Here is an 18,312-nt window from a genome sequence, read left to right as displayed (position 1 = left end):
TGGGTTGGCTGATTCGGCACTCTGACAGCGCTTTCTCAACCGGTAAAGTCCCATTCCCGCCAACGATGCAGAAGTGGCGCTCGGTTATGGGCTTGACCGGTTTAGGGAGTGCGCATGCTGGAGGCCTCACCGCTCGACGACGGATGGATTCTGCGGCACGAGGGAAAGGCGCTCCCGGCCGTGGTGCCGGGCTGTGTGCACACCGATCTGCTCGCCGCCGGCGTGATCGAGGACCCGTTCCTCGGGCAGGGCGAGAGCGAGGTCGCGTGGGTGGGGCGGCGTGAGTGGACGTACGAGACGGATGTGCGAGCCTCGACGACCGGGCACGAGCAGAGCGACCTGGTGTTCGACGGCCTCGACACGGTCGCGGAGATCATGCTGAACGGCCAACTCCTGGGCCGGGTACGGAACATGCACCGCTCGCACCGGTTCGACGTGACGGGGCTCGACGGGCCGTTGACCGTCCGGTTCGTCTCCGCGTACGCCGAGGCGGAGGCCGTGCGGGGGAAGGTCGGCGATCGCCCGTCCGCCTACGCCGAGCCGTACCAGTACGTGCGCAAGATGGCCTGCTCGTTCGGCTGGGACTGGGGGCCCACCCTGGTGACGGCCGGGATCTGGCGGCCGGTGCGGGTGGAGCGCTGGTCGACGGCGCGGCTGGCCCGGGTACGCCCGCTGGTGACCGTCGAACAGGGCGTCGGGGTCGTCGAGTTGCGGGTGGACGTGGAGCGAACGAGGGTGGAGGCGGGGCTCACCCTGGAGGCCCGGGTCGGGGGACGCCGGGCCCGGGCGGAGGTCACCGGCACAGCGGGCGTCGTCAGGGTGGAGGTGCCGGACGCGCGGCGCTGGTGGCCCCGGGGTTACGGCGAACAGCCTTTGTACGACGTCGAGTTGACCTTGCATCACGGGAGTGCGCCGCTCGACGTGTGGCGGCGGCGCATCGGTTTCCGCACGGTGGAGCTGGACACCTCCGCGGACGCCCATGGAACCGGTTTCACCCTCGTCGTCAACGGGGAGCGGCTGTTCGCGCGGGGCGTGAACTGGATCCCGGACGACGTGTTTCCGTCCCGGGTGACCCGGGAGCGTTACCGGAAGCGGTTACGACAGGCAGCCGACGCCGGGGTCGACCTGGTCCGGGTCTGGGGCGGCGGCATCTACGAGAGCGAGGACTTCTACGACGCCTGTGACGAGCTGGGTCTGCTGGTGTGGCAGGACTTCCCGTTCGCGTGCGCGGCATACCCCGAGGAGCAGCCGCTGCGGGGCGAGGTGGAGGCGGAGGCCCGTGAGAACGTCGTCCGGCTGATGCCGCATCCGTCGCTCGTGCTGTGGAACGGGAACAACGAGAACCTGTGGGGGTTCCGGGACTGGGGGTGGGAGGAACGGCTCGGCGGGGACTCCTGGGGCGAGGGGTACTACCTGGGCGTGCTGCCACGGGTCGTCGGCGAGTTGGATCCGACGCGGCCGTACACGGCGGGGAGTCCGTGGTCGGGGTCGTGGGAGCACCACCCGAACGACCCGGCGCACGGCACGCACCACTCGTGGGAGGTGTGGAACCGGGCGGACTACGCCGAGTACCGCGGCGAAGTGCCGCGGTTCGTCGCCGAGTTCGGCTGGCAGGCGCCGCCGGCCCACGCGACGCTGCGGCGGGCGCTGCCCGGCGAGGAGCTCGCGGCGGACTCACCGGGCATGCTGCACCACCAGAAGGCGGAGGACGGCAACGGCAAGCTCGGGCGCGGGCTCGCCCGCCACTTCGCGGTGCCGGACGGCGACTTCGACCGATGGCACTACCTCACGCAGGTCAACCAGGCGCGGGCGGTGGCGACCGGGATCGAGCACTGGCGGTCGCACTGGCCGGTGTGCGCGGGCACGATCGTCTGGCAGCTCAACGACTGCTGGCCGGTGACCTCCTGGTCGGCGATCGACGGGGACGGGCGGGAGAAACCGCTTTACCACGAGTTGCGGCGGCTCTATGCGGATCGGTTGCTCACGCTTCAAGTGCGCGACGGAGGGCTGGTGTTGGCGGCCGTCAACCAGTCCGCCGAGTGGTGGACGGGCACGGTGACGCTGCGGCGGGTGTCCGTGGCGGGGGATGTGGTCGGCTCCGGGAGCGTGCAACTGGCGGTCGACGCGCGGGCGGTGGGCGAGGTGCGGGTACCCACGGAGCTTGAGCCGGCCGGGGCGAAGGAGTTCCTGGTGGCCGACGCAGGGGGGTCTCCCCACTCCGGGGAAGGGCTGCGGGCCGTGCACTTTCCGGTGCCCGACCGTGAGATCCCGTATCCGCGGCCCGAGTTCGAGGTGACCGTGACGCCGGGGGCGGTCACGGTCACGGCCCGCACCCTCGTCCGGGATCTGCTGCTCCAGGCCGATCGGCTGGACCCGGGGGCCCGGGCCGACCGGGGGCTCGTGACGCTGCTTCCCGGGGAACGGGTGACCATCGGGGTCGTGGGCTGGGAGACTCCGGATGCCGCCGCCGCCCGGGCCGCGCTGTACTGCCAGGAGCCCGCTCGATGACAGCGTCCCCGTCGCCTCGCGTCACGATCAAGGACGTCGCCGCGCGCGCCGGGGTGTCCAAGGGGGCCGTGTCGCTCGCCTTCAACCACAAGCCGGGGCTGTCGGAGTCAACCCGGGACCGGATCTTCGCCGCGGCGCGGGAGTTGGGCTGGGAGCCGAACCTCACGGCCCGGTCGCTGTCGAGCTCACGGGTGGACGTGGTGGGGCTCGCGATCTGCCGGCCGGCCCGGATGCTGGGCCTGGAACCGTTCTACATGGAGTTCGTCTCCGGGGTGGAGAGCGTGCTGACCGAGCACTCCTGCTCGCTGCTGTTGCGCCTGGTGCGCAATGTCGAGGAGGAGGCCGGGCTGCAGGAGTCGTGGTGGCGGGGCCGGCAGATCGGCGGGGCGATCCTGGTCGACTTCCGGGCCGACGATCCCCGGGTGGCGGCGGCCGAGCGGCTCGGGATGCCGGTGGTCGCGGTCGGGCATCCCTCGCTGACCGGCAGCCTGACGTCCGTCTGGACGGACGACGCGACGGCGGTGACGGAGGCGGTGCGCTATCTCGCGGCACTCGGGCATCGGCGCATCGCGCGGGTGGGCGGCGCCGCGGCGCTCGGACACACGGTGATGCGGACGGCCGCCTTCGACGCGGCGGCCCGGAGTCTGGGGCTGGCCGGGGCGTGGCAGGTCGCCACCGACTACTCGGGGGAGGCGGGGGCGCGGGCGACCCGGTCGATGCTGACCGCCGCCCCGCCGGACCGACCGACGGCAATCGTTTACGACAACGACATCATGGCGGTGGCCGGGCTGGCGGTCGCGGCCGAGATGGGGCTCGGGGTGCCGGGTGACGTCTCTCTCCTCGCCTGGGACGACTCCCAGCTGTGTCGGCTCACCCATCCGACGCTCTCCGCGATGAGCCACGATGTACACGGTTTCGGCGCGGACGCGGCGCGGACGCTGTTCGGGGTGATCACGGGCGACGGTCCGGGATCGCATCCGGTGCCTACGCCGGTGCTCACGCCGAGGGGGTCGACGGCGCCACCACGGGCCTGATGCCCTTCTGACACCGCTGACACCTCTGATGTCACTGACACCCCTGATATCGCTGACGCCGCTGATATCGCGGAGGCCGCCTGACACCGCGCGACCTGCCGTGGGCAGGCGCCGCCCCGGCCCGTGGCCCCCGCTCGCACGCGGCCGGAAGCGGAGGCAGGGGCGGGGAAACAGATGCGCGACCGGCAGCCCCGGGGTCTTTCCGGACTCGCTCGGGTGTGTGACGTTCGCCGCTCCGCCCGGCAGGGCTGTGCAGCCACGTTACCCACAAGTAGCATGAGCCCTGAGCGCGCGCTCAGCGCTTGCGTGTCGCAGCAGTGCCATCCCGCACCCTGGAGGAGAGCCATCGTGCCTCGTACCGTCAGGGACGTCGTCTTCGTAGACGGCGTCCGTACCCCGTTCGGCAAGGCGGGCCCGAAGGGCATCTACCACGAGACCCGCGCCGACGACCTCGTCGTGAAGGCGATCCGGGAGCTGCTGCGCCGCAACCCCGGTCTCGACCCGAAGAAGATCGACGAGGTCGCCATCGCCGCGACCACGCAGATCGGCGACCAGGGCCTGACCATCGGCCGCACCGCCGGCATCCTGGCCGGTCTGCCGACCTCCGTGCCCGGCTACTCCATCGACCGCATGTGCGCGGGCGCCCTGACGGCCGTCACCTCGGTCGCCGGCTCCGTCGCCTTCGGCGCGTACGACATCGCCATCGCCGGCGGCGTCGAGCACATGGGACGGCACCCGATGGGCGAGGGCGTGGACCCGAACCCGCGGTTCGTCAGCGAGAAGCTGGTCGACGAGTCCGCCCTGTTCATGGGCATGACCGCCGAGAACCTGCACGACCGCTACCCGCAGATCACCAAGCAGCGCGCCGACGAATACGCCGTGCGCTCGCAGGAGAAGGCCGCCAAGGCGTACGCCAACGGCAAGATCCAGGCCGACCTGGTACCGGTTTCCGTCCGCCGCACCAACCCCGAGGCCGGTGAGACGGGCTGGGGCCTGGTCACCGCCGACGAGCCGATGCGCCCGGGAACAACGCTGGAGAACCTCTCCGGTCTCAAGACCCCGTTCCGCGTCCACGGCCGGGTCACCGCCGGTAACGCGGCCGGTCTGAACGACGGCGCGACCGCTTCGCTCATCGCGTCCGAGGACTTCGCACGCGAGCACGGCCTGCCGGTCAAGATGCGCCTCGTCGCGTACTCGTTCGCGGGCGTCGAGCCGGAGGTCATGGGTTACGGCCCGATCCCGGCCACCGAGAAGGCACTGGCCCAGGCCGGCCTGTCCATCTCCGACATCGGTCTCTTCGAGATCAACGAGGCCTTCGCCGTCCAGGTCCTGGCCTTCCTCGACCACTACGGCATCGCGGACGACGACGAGCGCGTCAACCAGTACGGCGGCGCGATCGCCTTCGGTCACCCGCTGGCCTCCTCCGGCGTCCGGCTGATGACGCAGCTGGCCCGCCAGTTCGAGGAGCAGCCGCACGTCCGCTACGGCCTGACCACCATGTGCGTCGGCTTCGGCATGGGCGCGACGGTCATCTGGGAGAACCCGCACTTCGACGGAGGCGACAAGTGAGCACCACCACCGCTGAGCTTCTGAAGGGCGCGGCCGAGCTGTTCCCGGGCGAGGTCGTCACGCACGCGCACGTGCGTCATCTGGATCTGCCGTTCGGCGCGGGGCGCTTCGCCCTGATCACGCTCGACAACGGTTTCGACCACACCAAGCCGACCACCTTCGGACCGCAGTCCCTCGCGCATCTCGACGCCGCGATCGACCAGGTCGAGAAGGAGGCCGCGGCCGGTGAGATCGTCGGTGTCGGCGTCACCGGCAAGCCGTTCATCTTCGCGGTCGGCGCGGACCTCAAGGGCGTCGAGCTGCTCAAGGAGCACACGGACGCGCTCGCCATCGGCAAGGGCGGCCACGAAGTCTTCAAGCGCCTGGCGGGCCTCGCGGTCCCGACCTTCGCGTACTACAACGGTGCCGCGATGGGCGGCGGCGTCGAGGTCGGTCTGCACTGCGCGTACCGCACCGTCTCGAAGGCGCTTCCCGCGTTCTCCCTCCCCGAGGTCTTCCTCGGTCTGGTCCCCGGCTGGGGCGGCTGCACGATCCTGCCGAACCTGATCGGCGCCGACAAGGCCGTCTCGGTGATCATCGAGAACAGCCTGAACCAGAACAAGCAGCTGAAGGGTCAGCAGGTCTTCGAACTCGGGATCGCCGATGCGCTCTTCGAGGGCGCGGACTTCCTGGAGCAGTCGCTGATCTGGACCGCGAACGTCCTCAAGGGCGAGATCACGGTCGAGCGTCCGGTGATCGACCGCGGTGAGGCCTGGGACCAGGCCGTCGCCCGCGGCCGGTTCGTCGCCGACAGCAAGGTGCACGGGGCGGCCCCGGCCGCGTACCGCGCGCTGGACATCATCGCCGCCGCGAAGAACGGCGATCTGCAGCAGGGCTACGACGCCGAGGACGTCGCGCTCGCCGACCTGATCATGGGTGGCGAACTGCGCGCCGGCATCTACGCGTTCAACCTGGTGCAGAAGCGCGGCAAGCGCCCGGCCGGCGCCCCGGACAAGAGCCTGGCCCGTCCGGTCACCAAGGTCGGCGTCGTGGGCGCGGGCCTGATGGCCTCGCAGCTCGCCCTGCTGTTCCTGCGCCGCCTCGAGGTGCCGGTCGTGCTGACCGACATCGACCAGGAGCGCGTCGACAAGGGCGTCGGCTATGTGCACGCCGAGATCGAGAAGCTGCTCGGCAAGGGCCGTGTCAACCAGGACAAGGCCAACCGCCTCAAGGCCCTGGTGAGCGGTGTCCTGGACAAGGCCGAGGGCTTCGCCGACGCGGACTTCATCATCGAGGCCGTGTTCGAGGAGATCGGCGTCAAGCAGCAGGTGTTCGCGGAGGTCGAGGCGGTCGCCCCGGCGCACGCGATCCTCGCGACGAACACCTCCTCGCTGTCGGTCTCCGAGATGGCGTCGAAGCTGAAAAACCCCGAGCGGGTCGTGGGCTTCCACTTCTTCAACCCGGTCGCGATCCTGCCGCTCCTCGAGATCGTGCGCGGCGAGCAGACCGACGACGCCTCCCTGGCCACGGCCTTCGCCGTCGCCAAGAAGCTGAAGAAGACCGCGGTTCTGGTCAAGGACGCCCCGGCGTTCGTCGTGAACCGTATTCTGACGCGTTTCATGGGCGAGGTGCAGAACGTCATCGACGAGGGCACCCCGGTCGAGGTGGCGGAAAAGGCGGTGGAACCGCTCGGCCTGCCGATGTCCCCGCTGGTGCTCCTCGAGCTGGTCGGCCCCGCGATCGGTCTGCATGTCTCGGAAACTCTCAACCGGGCGTTCCCGGACCGTTTCACGGTCTCCCCGAACCTCGCGGCCGTCGTCAAGGCGGGCAAGCGCGGCTTCTACGTCTACGACAGCGGGAAGCCCGAGCTCGACCCCGAGGTCTCCGCGCTGCTGGAGCAGGGCGACTCGGTCCTGACCGAGGAGCAGGTGCGGGCGCGCGTCCTGGACGCGGTGGCGCAGGAGATCGGGCTCATGCTCGACGAGGGTGTTGTCGCCGAGGCGCAGGACATCGACCTCTGCCTGATCACGGGCGCCGGCTGGCCCTTCCACCTGGGCGGCATCACGCCGTACCTGGACCGTGAGGGCGTCTCCGAGCGGGTGAACGGCAAGAAGTTCCTGGCGCCGGGCGTGGCGTCGGTTCCGGCGTAACCGCCGGGCAGGGACGTGAAGAGGGCCTCCGCCGCTCGGCGGGGGCCCTCTGTCATGCGCGCCGTGTTACGCGTCCTGCGCGTGACCGTGCCGGCCGAGCCCTCCCCGCTCCCCCTCAGACCGTCTGCCAGGCCGTCAGGGCCAGGCCCGGCTCGTCCTTGCGGCGGGCGAGCTGCAGCAGGCCGGTCGAGAGGGACAGGGCCGCCGCGACCACCCGGTCCTGGTGGTCCTTCGCGAGCGCCACCACGGCGTCGGCGGGCAGTGGGGGCCCGGACTCGGCCCAGCGGGCGCCCGCCGACTCGTCTTCGGTCGGATACGTGGCGAAGGCGACCCGGCCGCTCGCGGAGCGCTGGGCGAGCAACGTGCAGTCGTGGCCGTCGAGTTCGGTGCGGATCGCGGCGACCGGTCCGGGTCCGGCGGCGGCGAGCACGGGGACCGGTCCGGCGCCCGGGCGCCAGGCGCACACGTCACCGGACTCGTCCGTGTAGAAGAGGGTGGTGTGCTCCGGGGAGGTGGCCAGGGCTCTCAGCGTTCCGGAGCGGACCGGCGTCTTGAGGGGCTCCTGCAGCACCGGCTGGGCGCCCGCCGTCTGCTGCCGCCAGTGCAGGATCCCGTCGGGGACGGCCGCGTACGCCTCGACGCATCCGGACTCCCCCGTCACCGCGACGGGCGGCCCCTCGACGCCCTGTCCCTTCAGGTCGCGCCACGGTTCCCAGCCGCCCTTCTCCTTCTGGGCGACCATGCGCAGTCCCGTGCCGATGCCGCGGGCGAAGACGTGCGCGCGTCCCTGCGCGTCCACGGCGACGGCGGGCGGGCCGGTGCGGGCGCCCTTCTTGTCGGGGTGGCCGATGGGCGTCCAGTCCAGCGCGGCGAGCAGCGGCCGGTAGTGGGTGGAGTGCACCAGGCCCGCCTCCCCCTTCACGGTGGGCCGCCAGGCGGCCAGGTGGGCGTAGCCGTCGGGGCCGTGGCCGACAGCGAAGTCCGGATGCACCTTCTGGTCGCCGCCGACCCGGCGCGGGGCCTCCCAGGGCCCGCCCGGGACGCGCTCCGCCCTGCACAGGACGGCGTCGTCCGAGTCCGACCTCAGATAGACGCTCAGCCGCCCGTCGCGGCCGCGTATGAGCCAGTCGCCGTTCACCCGATCACTGTATGTCGCAGGCTCCGCGAGGCCCGCGCGCGGGTCACGCTCGTGCGGCCGTCCGTGCGACGCTGGCCCGCATGGAGGACAACATCGCGCTGCTCGTGATCGTCGATGCTGCGAACGTCGTCGGATCGGTGCCCGACGGGTGGTGGCGGGACCGGCGGGGGGCCGCGGAGCGACTGCGCGACCTGCTGGCCGCGGACGGGCTGCCGGGGCACTCCGGGCCCGAGGAGATCGTCCTCGTCGTCGAGGGCGCGGCCCGCGGGGTGGAGCCGGTGCCCGGCGTGCGGGTGGAGGCGGCGTCCGGCAGCGGGGACGACCGCATCGTGGAGCTGGTCGCCGGGGCCGCCGGCCGCCCCCGTCTGGTCGTCACGGCCGACCGCGAGCTGCGCCGCCGGGTGACCGAACTCGGCGCGGACGTGACGGGTCCGCGCTCGGTACGCGGCTGAGGCCTGTCCCGAGCGACGCCGGGGCCCGTCACGCGATGTCGTCGCCGGGCTTGAGGGGCTCGACGGCGGTGATGTCCTCCTGCCGTCCGAGACGGCTGTGGGAGCGGCCGTAGAGCATGTACACGACGAAGCCGACGATCATCCAGCCGGCGAACCGCAGCCAGGTCTCGGTGGGCAGGTTGAGCATCAGCCAGAGCGAGGCGCACACGGACAGGATCGGGATGAACGGCACCCACGGCGTGCGGAAGGCCCGGTGCAGGTCGGGGCGGGACCGGCGCAGGATGATCACGCCGATCGCGACGACCACGAAGGCGAACAGCGTGCCGATGTTCACCAGCTCGGCGAGTTCGCTCAGCGGTGTGAAGCCGGCGACGATCGAGATGATCACGCCGAGCAGGATGGTCGGCCGGTGCGGGGTCCTGAACCGCGGGTGGACGTGGGAGAAGAAGCGGGGCAGCAGTCCGTCGCGGCTCATCGCGAAGAAGACGCGGGTCTGTCCGAGGAGCAGGATCATGCAGACCGTCGTCAGGCCGACCGCGGCGCCGAAGCTGATGAAGCCCGCGAACCAGGGGTGCCCGGTGGCTTTGAAGGCGTCGGCGAGCGGGGCGGTGATGGACAGCTCGGTGTAGTGCTGCATGCCGGTCACCACGACGGACACCAGGACGTAGAGCGTGGTGCAGATGATCAGGGAGCCGATGATGCCGCGGGGCATGTCGCGCTGCGGGTTCTTGGTCTCCTCGGCGGCCGTGGCGACGACGTCGAAGCCGATGAAGGCGAAGAAGACGACGGAGGCCGCGGTGAAGATGCCCATCACCCCGAAGTTGGAGGGCGCCCAGCCGAACATCAGCTGGATGAGCGGCGACTGGAGGCTGTCGCCGGCCGGCACGGTCTGCGCGTCGGGGATGAACGGGTCGTAGTTGTCGCCCTCGATGAAGAACGCGCCCGCGATGATCACGGTCAGTACGACCGTCACCTTGACGGCGACGACGATCGAGGTGACGCGCGCGGAGAGCTTGGTGCCGAGCACCAGGATGCCGGTGAGCACCAGGACCAGCGCGGCGGCGAGGATGTCGAAGCCGAAGCCGTCGGCCCCGTCCCGTACGCCGAGCGCCTCCGGCAGGTGCCAGCCGGCGTTGTCCAGCAGTGAGGCGATGTACCCGGACCAGCCGACGGCGACCACCGCCGTGCCGAGCGCGAACTCCAGGACCAGGTCCCAGCCGATGATCCAGGCGGGCAGTTCCCCCAGGGAGGCGTACGCGAAGGTGTACGCGGAGCCCGCCACCGGGACGGTGGAGGCGAACTCGGCGTAGCAGAGCGCGGCCAGCGCGCAGACGACCCCGGCCACCACGAAGGCCAGGGCGACGGCGGGACCGGCGTTGTTCTTGGCGACCGTGCCCGTGAGCACGAAGATGCCGGTGCCGATGATGACACCGACGCCGAAGACGGTCAGATCGAGTGCGGACAGGGATTTCTTGAGCGCGTGCTCTGGCTCCTCGGTATCGAGGATGGACTGCTCGACCTTCTTCGTCCGGAAGAGGGTGCTGCTCACGGTCGTACCTCCCACACTGTGTCGTCCTCGACATGATCGAGAGGGGGCGTATTGCGTATGCCCCGGCGCGGGCGGATTAACGCGAATGGGCCGGTTCCACCACCCTTCGCAGTGGTGGAACCGGCCCATCCGGGCGTGTCGGGTTGACCGTGGCAGCGGTCCCGCGCGCGGGACGCGTACGGGCCGAGGGCGAGCCTCGGGCGGGGTCAGTCGCGGGCGGGCTCCACGGAGTCGACCTCGGCCGCCGCGCTGCCGTACTTGCCGTCCAGCTTCGAGACCAGGCCGGTGACCTGGCGGGCGATGTCCGGGGCGGTCAGGCCGATCTCCGCCATGACCTCCGCGCGGGAGGCATGGTCGAGGAACCGGGGCGGGATGCCGAAGTCGCGCAGCGGGACGTCGACGCCCGCGTCGCGCAGGGCCTGGGCGATCGCCGAGCCGACGCCTCCCACGCGGGAGTTGTCCTCGACGGTGACGACGACGCGGTGGCGCTCCGCGAGGGGGGCCATGGCCTCGTCGACGGGTTTGACCCAGCGCGGGTCGACGACGGTGGTGGTGATGCCCTGCCGGTCGAGGAGGGTCGCGATCTCCAGGCACATGGGGGCGAGGGCGCCCACGGAGACCAGGAGCACGTCGGGCGTGTCGGTGCCGCTCTCGCGCAGCACGTCCATGCCGCCGACGCGGCCGACGGCCGGTACGGCGGGGCCGACGGCGCCCTTGGAGAAGCGGACGACGGTCGGCGCGTCGTCGACCTCGACGGCCTCGCGCAGCTGGGCGCGGACCTGGTCGGCGTCGCGCGGGGCGGCGAGCCTGAGGCCCGGGACGACCTGGAGGATCGACATGTCCCACATGCCGTTGTGGGAGGCGCCGTCGGTGCCGGTGACCCCGGCCCGATCCAGTACGAAAGTCACACCGCACTTGTGGAGGGCGACGTCCATCAGGACCTGGTCGAAGGCACGATTGAGGAATGTGGCGTACACCGCGAACACCGGATGCACTCCGCCCGTGGCCAGGCCCGCGGCGGAGACGGCGGCGTGCTGCTCCGCGATGCCGACGTCGTAGACCCGGTCCGGGAAGGCCTTGGCGAACTTGTCGAGGCCGACCGGCTGGAGCATGGCCGCCGTGATGGCGACGATGTCCTCGCGCTCCTTGCCGAGCTCGACCATCTCCTGGCCGAAGACGCTGGTCCAGTCGGCGCCGGAGGTGGCGATCGGCAGTCCGGTGTCGGGGTGGATCTTGCCGACGGCGTGGAAGCGGTCGGCCTCGTCCTGCAGGGCGGGCTGGTAGCCGCGGCCCTTCTCGGTGAGGCAGTGCACGATCACCGGGCCGCCGAACCGCTTGGCGCGGGCCAGCGCGGACTCCAGCGCCTCGATGTCGTGGCCGTCGATCGGGCCGACGTACTTCAGGCCGAGGTCCTCGAACATGCCCTGCGGGGCGATGAAGTCCTTGAGGCCCTTCTTGGCGCCGTGCAGGGTCTCGTAGAGCGGCTTGCCGACGACGGGCGTGCGCTCCAGGATGTCCTTCCCGCGGGCCAGGAACCGCTCGTAGCCGTCCGTGGTGCGCAGGGTGGCGAGGTGGTTGGCGAGGCCGCCGATGGTCGGCGCGTAGGAGCGCTCGTTGTCGTTGACGACGATGACCAGCGGGCGGTCGCCGTCGGCGATGTTGTTCAGCGCCTCCCAGGCCATGCCGCCGGTGAGCGCGCCGTCGCCGATGACGGCGACGACATGGTCGTCGCGGTCGAGGATCTGGTTGGCCTTCGCGAGGCCGTCGGCCCAGCCGAGGACCGTGGAGGCGTGGCTGTTCTCGATGACGTCGTGCTCGGACTCTGCTTGCGAGGGGTAGCCGGACAGGCCGCCCTTCATCTTCAGCCGGGAGAAGTCCTGTCGGCCCGTGAGCAGCTTGTGGACGTAGGACTGGTGGCCCGTGTCCCACAGCACCTTGTCCTTCGGGGACTCGAAGACCCGGTGCAGGGCGATGGTGAGCTCGACCACGCCGAGGTTGGGGCCGAGGTGGCCGCCGGTCTTGGAGACGGCTTCGACCAGGAAGGTCCGGATCTCCTCCGCCAGCTGGTCCAGCTCCTCCGGGCTGAGCCGGTCCAGATCACGCGGTCCCCTGATGCGGGTCAGCAGCGGCACCCGTGCCTCCTTGCAGTAAAAGCTGATCGAGCTGTTGCCGGGCTCGTCGAGTCTAATGTTCCGCCCGGGCGGACGGCGTCCGGCCCATGCGTCATAGGTCACCCGCACGGCCGTACCCAGAATGAGGCCTTCCTATGACATGACTGTGCCCGGCATCTGAACAGACGCCGGGCACCGTCACGCCATGGGGGATCTCAGCCGCGACCGGCGGCCTTCTGGCTCTTGCGGGAGACGGAGTCGATGACGACCGCGCCGAGCAGAACACCACCGGTGATCATGTACTGGATCGAGGTGTTCATGTTCAGCAGGTCGAGACCGGTCTGGATCGACTGGATGACCAGCATGCCCAGCAGGGCCGACCAGACGGTGCCGCGACCGCCGAAGAGGCTGGTGCCACCGATGACGGCCGCCGCGATGGCGAGCATCAGGGTGTTGCCGCCACCGGCGCTCAGCGACGCGCCCGCGGTCTGGCCCGCGAAGAACATGCCGCCGACCGCCGCGAAGCCGCCGGAGATGGCGAACACGGTGATCCGGACCATCGGCACGTTGATGCCCGCGCGGCGGGCGGCCTCGATGCCGCCGCCGACCGCGAACACCTTGCGGCCGTACGTCGTACGACGCAGCACGAAGTCCACGACCACCAGCGCGGCCAGGAAGATCACCAGCGCGTTGGAGACGCCGGAGGCGTTGTTCAGCACGGCGGCGGACACGAACGCCGCGACCGCGAGCAGGCCCACGCGCAGCAGGATCTCGCCCGTCGCACGGAACGGCACGCCCGCGGCCTTGCGACGGCGCTGCTCACCGAGGTTGCCGACCAGCGACAGCAACACGGCGAGACCGGCCAGGACGTAGGCGCCGATGATCGCCTGGTCCATGAAGAAGGAGTTCTGGCCGAGCAGGTGGATCGGGCCGGAGTCCGACGGCAGGTTGATCGTGCCGCTGGAGCCCAGCAGCCAGAGCATCAGACCGTTCCAGCCCAGGAAGCCGGCCAGCGTCACGACGAAGGCCGGTACTCCGATTTTCGCGAAGAACCAGCCTTGCAGGGCGCCGACCCCGATGCCGACGACGACCGCCAGGAGAAGCGCGAGCCATGGGCCCACGCCGTGGTCCACCACGAACACGGCGAACAGCGCGGACGACAGACCGCTGACGGAACCGACCGACAGGTCGATCTCGCCGAGCAGCAGCACGAACACCAGGCCGATGGCGAGCATGCCGGTGGCCGAGAGGAAGTAGCTGATGTTGGAGAGGTTGTCGGCGCTCAGGAAGCGGTCGTTCTTCAGCTGGAAGATCGTCCAGATGATGATCAGGCCGAGGACGACCGGGATCTGGCCGAGCTCGCCGCCCTTGACCTTGCGCTTGAACTCGGTGACATAGCCCTTGAGGCCCTCTTCGCGGACCAGCAGACGCGGGTCGACGACGGACACCGCAGCGCCCGTGGGGTCATCCGCGGGCGCGACGGTCTCCTGGCCCTCGACGACGCCCTCGGGCTTCGAGGAGTCACTCTTCACGGTCTTCGACGTGTCGCTCACTTTGCCGCCTCCGCGGTGCGCCCCGCACGACGGGTCACGGCGTTGTCCGTGGCACCCGTGATCGCGGCGATGATCTCTTCGTGGCTGGTGTCCTTCACGGGGAAGGAGCCGTTGTTCTTGCCCAGGCGCAGGACGGCGACGGTGTCCGCGACCGCCTTGACGTCGGCCATGTTGTGGCTGATGAGGATGACACCGAGGTTGCGCTCGCGCAGCCGCTCGACCAGGTCGAGGACCTGCGCGGTCTGCTCGACGCCGAGGGCGGCCGTGGGCTCGTCGAGGATGACGACCTTCGGGTCGCCGATCAGCGCACGGGCGATGGCGACGACCTGCCGCTGACCGCCGGAGAGGCTGGCGATCGGGATGCGCACGCTCGGGATGCGGATGGAGAGCGTGGACAGCAGTTCGCGGGAGTTCTTCTCCATCGTGACCTCGTCGATCACGCCGCGGCGCAGCAGCTCACGCCCGAGGTAGAGGTTGCCGACGACGTCGAGGTTGTCGCACAGGGCGAGGTCCTGGTAGACGGTCGCGACGCCGAGTCCCTGGGCGTCGTGGGGCCTGTTGATGCTGACCGGCTTGCCCTCCCACTCGATGACTCCCTCATCGATGGGGTGCACTCCGGCGATCGTCTTGACCAGAGTGGACTTTCCTGCGCCGTTGTCGCCCACCAGGGCGACCACTTCTCCGGCGTGAACCTCCAGCTCGACGTCGGTGAGTGCTTGCACCGCACCGAATCGCTTGGAGACTCCGCGCAACGCCAGCACGGGCGTAGCGGACACGTGAACCATCTCCTTCGCCGCCTGACCGGCGGGGATGCCGCCGCGCGCAAAGACAGGCGCGGAGGGATGTGCGCGAGTCACGGGGTACGCGACGTCGACGCACGAGGTTTACAGGATGAACATGTGTGAATCCGCTGCGCTCGGCAGCGGTTCCGTCCGACGCCCGCCCCGGCAGCGGGGTGTGAGGTGGGGCGGGCGTCGGACAGGTCTCACGCGACCGCGGGGCGGTCGGTGGACCCGAGGGCCGGCTCGAGTCTCGGCTCGAGCGGGCCGGCCCTCGGGGCCGGGTGCCTACTGGATGCCGGCGGCCTTGCAGGCGGCGGCGTACTCGGCGGTGCAGATGTCCGCGACCGTGTACAGGCCGTCCTTGATCACCGTGTCCTTGATGTTGGCCTTGGTGACCGACACCGGGGTCAGCAGCGTCGAGGGCACCTTGTCGCCGGAGCCGCTGGTCAGCGTGGTGGTGGACAGGGACTTGATGTCCTTGCCCTCCAGCAGGTTGACGGCGAGCTCGGCGGCCGTCTCGGCCTCGGGCTTGTAGGCCTTGTAGACCGTGGCGGACTGGGTGCCGGCGACGATCCGCTGGATGGCGGCGAGCTCGGCGTCCTGACCGGTCAGCGGGATGCTGCTGATCTTCGCACCCTTGAGGGTGTTGGCGATGCCACCGGCCATGCCGTCGTTGGCGGCGTAGACGCCCGCGATGTTCTTGGCGCCCAGCTGGGTGATCGCCGCGGACATCTTCTGGGCGGCGACGGTGTCCTTCCACAGGCCGGACTGCTCGTAGGCAATCGTGACCTTGCCGTCGAGGATCTTGTGCGCGCCGGCCTTGAACTGCGCGGCGTTCGGGTCGGCGTCGTCACCGTTGATCATGACGACCTTCGACGCGGTGGTCGCCTTGGCGCCGAGGGCGTCGAGCAGGGCCTGGCCCTGGAGCTCTCCGACCTTCTCGTTGTCGAAGGAGACGTAGGCGCTGACCGGGCCCTGGGCGAGACGGTCGTACGCGACGACCTTGACGCCCTTGTCCACCGCGGACTGGATCGAGGACTTGATCGCGGCGGAGTCCTGGGCGGAGATCACGATGACCTTGACGCCCTTGGTGACCATGTTGCTGACCTGCTGGGCCTGCTTGGCCGGGTCGGCAGCGGCGTTCGCGTACTCGAGCTTGCAGTCCGCACACAGCGCCTTGACCTTGGCGTCGAAGTACGGCTTGTCGAACTTCTCGTACCGCGCCGTGACGCTGTCGGGGAGCAGCAGGCCGATGGACTTGTCGCCCGAGCTGCTGCTGCCGGAGTCGCTGTCCTTGTCGTCGCCCGCCTTGCCGCACGCGGCAATCGAAAGCGCCATGGAGACGGCGGTTGCGCCGATCACGACTCTACGCATCGTTGCGTTCATTTGGGGTGTGCCTCCCTGACAGGGCCGCAGCGCTGCGGCCGAGGTGGCTGGAAGTCAACTCGGCCACACGTGCGACGTCAAGAAGTAAATACTTAACGAGATGGCAACGGCGTCATTCGTTCTCTAAGTGAAGGCAGGTGTCGCTGCGGTCAGCGTGCCGTCCAAAAGGGTCGAATCACCCATCTCGCCGAGTGCGAGAGCGAGCGCTCCGAGCACCTCGGCACGGCCGCCAAGTGCCCCTGGGAGAACGGAGAGTTGACGCGCCGCGCTCGGGATCGCATAGCGGCCGACGGACTCCCTTATCGGACCGAGCACCAGCTCACCGGCCTCGGCGAGATCACCGCCGAGCACCACCCGGCTCGGGTTCAGCAGGTTGCAGAGATTGGCGACTCCACTGCCGATGTGTCGGCCGACGTCGGCGATCACCCGACGACAGCCCGGGTCTCCGTCCCTGGCCAGCCGCACTACGCCTTCCATCGTCAGGTCCGTGCCGTGACTGGACTGGAGGAGCGGGAGCACGTAGCGCGCGGCCGCGAAGGTCTCCAGGCAGCCCCGGTTTCCGCAGCGGCAGACCGGGCCGGATTCGTCGAGTGTAATATGTCCGATTTCCCCTGCGGTTCCGCCGGGCCCTCGGTAGATCTTCCCCTCGATCACCAGACCGGCGCCGACACCGCTGGCGACCTTGATGTAAGCAAGATCACGAACGCCTTTTCCGCTGCCCCAGACCATCTCGCCGAGGGCGCCGAGGTTGGCGTCGTTGTCCACGTGCACGGGCACGCCGAGCCGGCCTCTCATCTCCTCGGCGGGTCTGGTGCCGATCCAGCCGGGCAGGATGGCGGAGGAACCGAGCGTGCCGGACTCCAGTTCGATCGGTCCGGGCACGCCGAGACCGACTCCGGCGACCTTCGCACGGTCCACTCCCGTGGCCTCGATCAGGCGGCTGACCAGCTGTTCCGCCCGGTCGAACCCCTGTGTCGAGGAGGCGTCCACATCGAGCGGCTCGGCCTCCTCGGCAAGGACCTGGTGGGCCAGGTTGCCCACGGCGACACGGAGGTGCGTATGGCCGAAATCGACTCCGATGACGATGCCGGCGTCGCCGCTCAGACTGACGCTGCGGGCCCTTCGTCCACCGGCCGAGGTGGGCGTCACCTCGACGGTGCCGCCCTCCTTCAGCTCGCGCACGATGTTGGAGACGGTCGCGGCCGACAGCCCCGTCGTCCGGGCGATCTCCGCCTGCGTGAGGGACCCGGCCAGACGCACGGCGCGTACGACTCGCTCCAGGTTGGCTCGGTGCAGTGACGACTGCGACCCCGGAGTCTCCACGACGACCTCCCGCGCGCGGGACCGCTTCGGTGAGGCCCCGTCTATGTCCAACTAGTGAACTCTAAGCTGAGCTGTTCGGGTTGCCTCCCGTCAAGAGGTTGAACAGTATCCGCACGCTTGCGCAGCGACACGGAGGGTGGCCGAACGGACGGTTGCGGGGCGTATGGGACCGAGTGCGGCGTGTTGCGGACGGGGTGGGGACGGGGTCCGGACGGGGCGCGAAGGGGGCGCGACGGAGCTGCGAAGGGACGTGATCGCAGCGGTGCGGACGGGGCGTGGGCAACGGCCCGTCCGGCGGATCGAGTCGAAGGAAAACAACAGCAACCGACGGCAACGCCGCTGGGGGCACCCCCTCCGGGGAGGGCGTGCCGGCCTCCGCGCCTCCGGCACGATCCGCCGGACAGGCCCCAGGAGCGATGGGGTCGATCGGGGGCCGAGGGCGCAGCGAGCGGGGTTGCGAGGGCGGCTGAACGGGTGCGGAATTGGGGGCATTTGGCGGATACGGGCTGGGCGAAAGGAGGGATGCGGGGAGAGGGGTGCGAGGGGCGGGAGACGGGCGACAAGCGGACGGAAAGGCGCGAAGGGGACGAAACCCGCACCGTGCAGCGGGCGGCGCGGGCCAGACTGCACCCGGAAGATGACGCCGACGTGCTCCAGACAGCGCACAGAAGGTGAAGGCCGGAGTGGCCCGGGCGGAGCGGCGAGGACATCGGCCGAGATGGTCCGGACGGGACGGCGAGGACATCGGCCGAGGTGGTCCGGACGGGACGGCGAGGAC

12 protein-coding genes are annotated in these 18,312 nt (G+C 70.2%); 5 read left to right on the top strand and 7 right to left on the bottom strand.

Annotation, left to right across the window (positions count from 1 at the left end):
- Positions 1-114: 114 nt before the first annotated feature.
- The 4 genes from ACWD4O_RS01165 to ACWD4O_RS01150 all read left to right on the top strand — a co-directional run bounded on the left by ACWD4O_RS01165 (position 115) and on the right by ACWD4O_RS01150 (position 7,240).
- The gene (locus tag ACWD4O_RS01165; protein ID WP_451276175.1) at positions 115-2,508 is read left to right on the top strand and encodes a glycoside hydrolase family 2 protein; all 2,394 of its coding nucleotides are present in this window, start codon (positions 115-117) and stop codon (positions 2,506-2,508) included.
- Positions 2,505-3,542, top strand: coding sequence for a LacI family DNA-binding transcriptional regulator (locus tag ACWD4O_RS01160; RefSeq protein ID WP_451276173.1), 1,038 nt, complete (start codon positions 2,505-2,507; stop codon positions 3,540-3,542). Before ACWD4O_RS01165 ends, ACWD4O_RS01160 begins: the two co-directional genes overlap by 4 nt.
- 348 nt (positions 3,543-3,890) lie before the next feature.
- The gene (locus ACWD4O_RS01155; RefSeq protein WP_451276171.1) at positions 3,891-5,111 is read left to right on the top strand and encodes a thiolase family protein; all 1,221 of its coding nucleotides are present in this window, start codon (positions 3,891-3,893) and stop codon (positions 5,109-5,111) included.
- Entirely contained in the window at positions 5,108-7,240 is a 2,133-nt protein-coding gene (locus ACWD4O_RS01150) for a 3-hydroxyacyl-CoA dehydrogenase NAD-binding domain-containing protein (RefSeq protein ID WP_451276169.1), read from the top strand. The genes ACWD4O_RS01155 and ACWD4O_RS01150 overlap by 4 nt, the downstream gene beginning before the upstream one ends.
- Before the next feature lie 115 nt (positions 7,241-7,355).
- On the opposite strand, the gene ACWD4O_RS01145 is transcribed toward ACWD4O_RS01150, so the two are convergent.
- Positions 7,356-8,378: a hypothetical protein gene (locus tag ACWD4O_RS01145; protein WP_451276168.1), complete on the bottom strand. Its 1,023-nt coding sequence runs from the start codon at positions 8,376-8,378 to the stop codon at positions 7,356-7,358.
- 80 nt (positions 8,379-8,458) lie between these two features.
- On the opposite strand from ACWD4O_RS01145, the gene ACWD4O_RS01140 reads away from it, so the two are divergent.
- Positions 8,459-8,830, top strand: coding sequence for an NTP pyrophosphohydrolase (locus ACWD4O_RS01140; protein WP_451276166.1), 372 nt, complete (start codon positions 8,459-8,461; stop codon positions 8,828-8,830).
- A 28-nt stretch (positions 8,831-8,858) separates the two neighbouring features.
- Here the strand turns inward: ACWD4O_RS01140 and ACWD4O_RS01135 are convergent, their stop codons facing one another.
- The 6 genes from ACWD4O_RS01135 to ACWD4O_RS01110 form a co-directional block, all read right to left on the bottom strand.
- Entirely contained in the window at positions 8,859-10,379 is a 1,521-nt protein-coding gene (locus ACWD4O_RS01135; RefSeq protein WP_451276164.1) for an amino acid permease, read from the bottom strand.
- Between the two features lie 206 nt (positions 10,380-10,585).
- A complete protein-coding gene (gene dxs / locus ACWD4O_RS01130; protein WP_451276717.1) occupies positions 10,586-12,511 on the bottom strand; it encodes a 1-deoxy-D-xylulose-5-phosphate synthase in 1,926 nt (641 codons plus the stop codon).
- Between the two features lie 194 nt (positions 12,512-12,705).
- Complete coding sequence (locus tag ACWD4O_RS01125; protein WP_451276162.1) at positions 12,706-14,043, bottom strand: sugar ABC transporter permease; 1,338 nt, start codon at positions 14,041-14,043, stop codon at positions 12,706-12,708.
- Positions 14,040-14,828 (bottom strand): ATP-binding cassette domain-containing protein, encoded by a 789-nt coding sequence (locus tag ACWD4O_RS01120; RefSeq protein ID WP_358804340.1) that lies wholly within the window; start codon positions 14,826-14,828, stop codon positions 14,040-14,042. Before ACWD4O_RS01120 ends, ACWD4O_RS01125 begins: the two co-directional genes overlap by 4 nt.
- A gap of 282 nt (positions 14,829-15,110) precedes the next feature.
- Complete coding sequence (locus ACWD4O_RS01115; protein WP_398423052.1) at positions 15,111-16,211, bottom strand: sugar ABC transporter substrate-binding protein; 1,101 nt, start codon at positions 16,209-16,211, stop codon at positions 15,111-15,113.
- A gap of 123 nt (positions 16,212-16,334) precedes the next feature.
- Entirely contained in the window at positions 16,335-17,534 is a 1,200-nt protein-coding gene (locus tag ACWD4O_RS01110; RefSeq protein ID WP_451276159.1) for an ROK family transcriptional regulator, read from the bottom strand.
- Positions 17,535-18,312: the final 778 nt, after the last annotated feature.

The sequence above is a fragment of the Streptomyces sp. NPDC002623 genome (genome assembly GCF_053592635.1).
This window is presented reverse-complemented; position numbering and strand designations above follow the sequence as displayed.

What these genes read in the sequence shown, in the direction of transcription:
- ACWD4O_RS01165 (WP_451276175.1), top strand. Translation starts at nt 115, where the DNA reads ATGCTGGAGGCCTCACCGCTCGACGACGGATGGATTCTGCGGCACGAG.
- ACWD4O_RS01160 (WP_451276173.1), top strand. Translation starts at nt 2,505, where the DNA reads ATGACAGCGTCCCCGTCGCCTCGCGTCACGATCAAGGACGTCGCCGCG.
- ACWD4O_RS01140 (WP_451276166.1), top strand. Translation starts at nt 8,459, where the DNA reads ATGGAGGACAACATCGCGCTGCTCGTGATCGTCGATGCTGCGAACGTC.
- ACWD4O_RS01120 (WP_358804340.1), bottom strand. Translation starts at nt 14,828, where the DNA reads ATGGTTCACGTGTCCGCTACGCCCGTGCTGGCGTTGCGCGGAGTCTCC.
- ACWD4O_RS01115 (WP_398423052.1), bottom strand. Translation starts at nt 16,211, where the DNA reads ATGAACGCAACGATGCGTAGAGTCGTGATCGGCGCAACCGCCGTCTCC.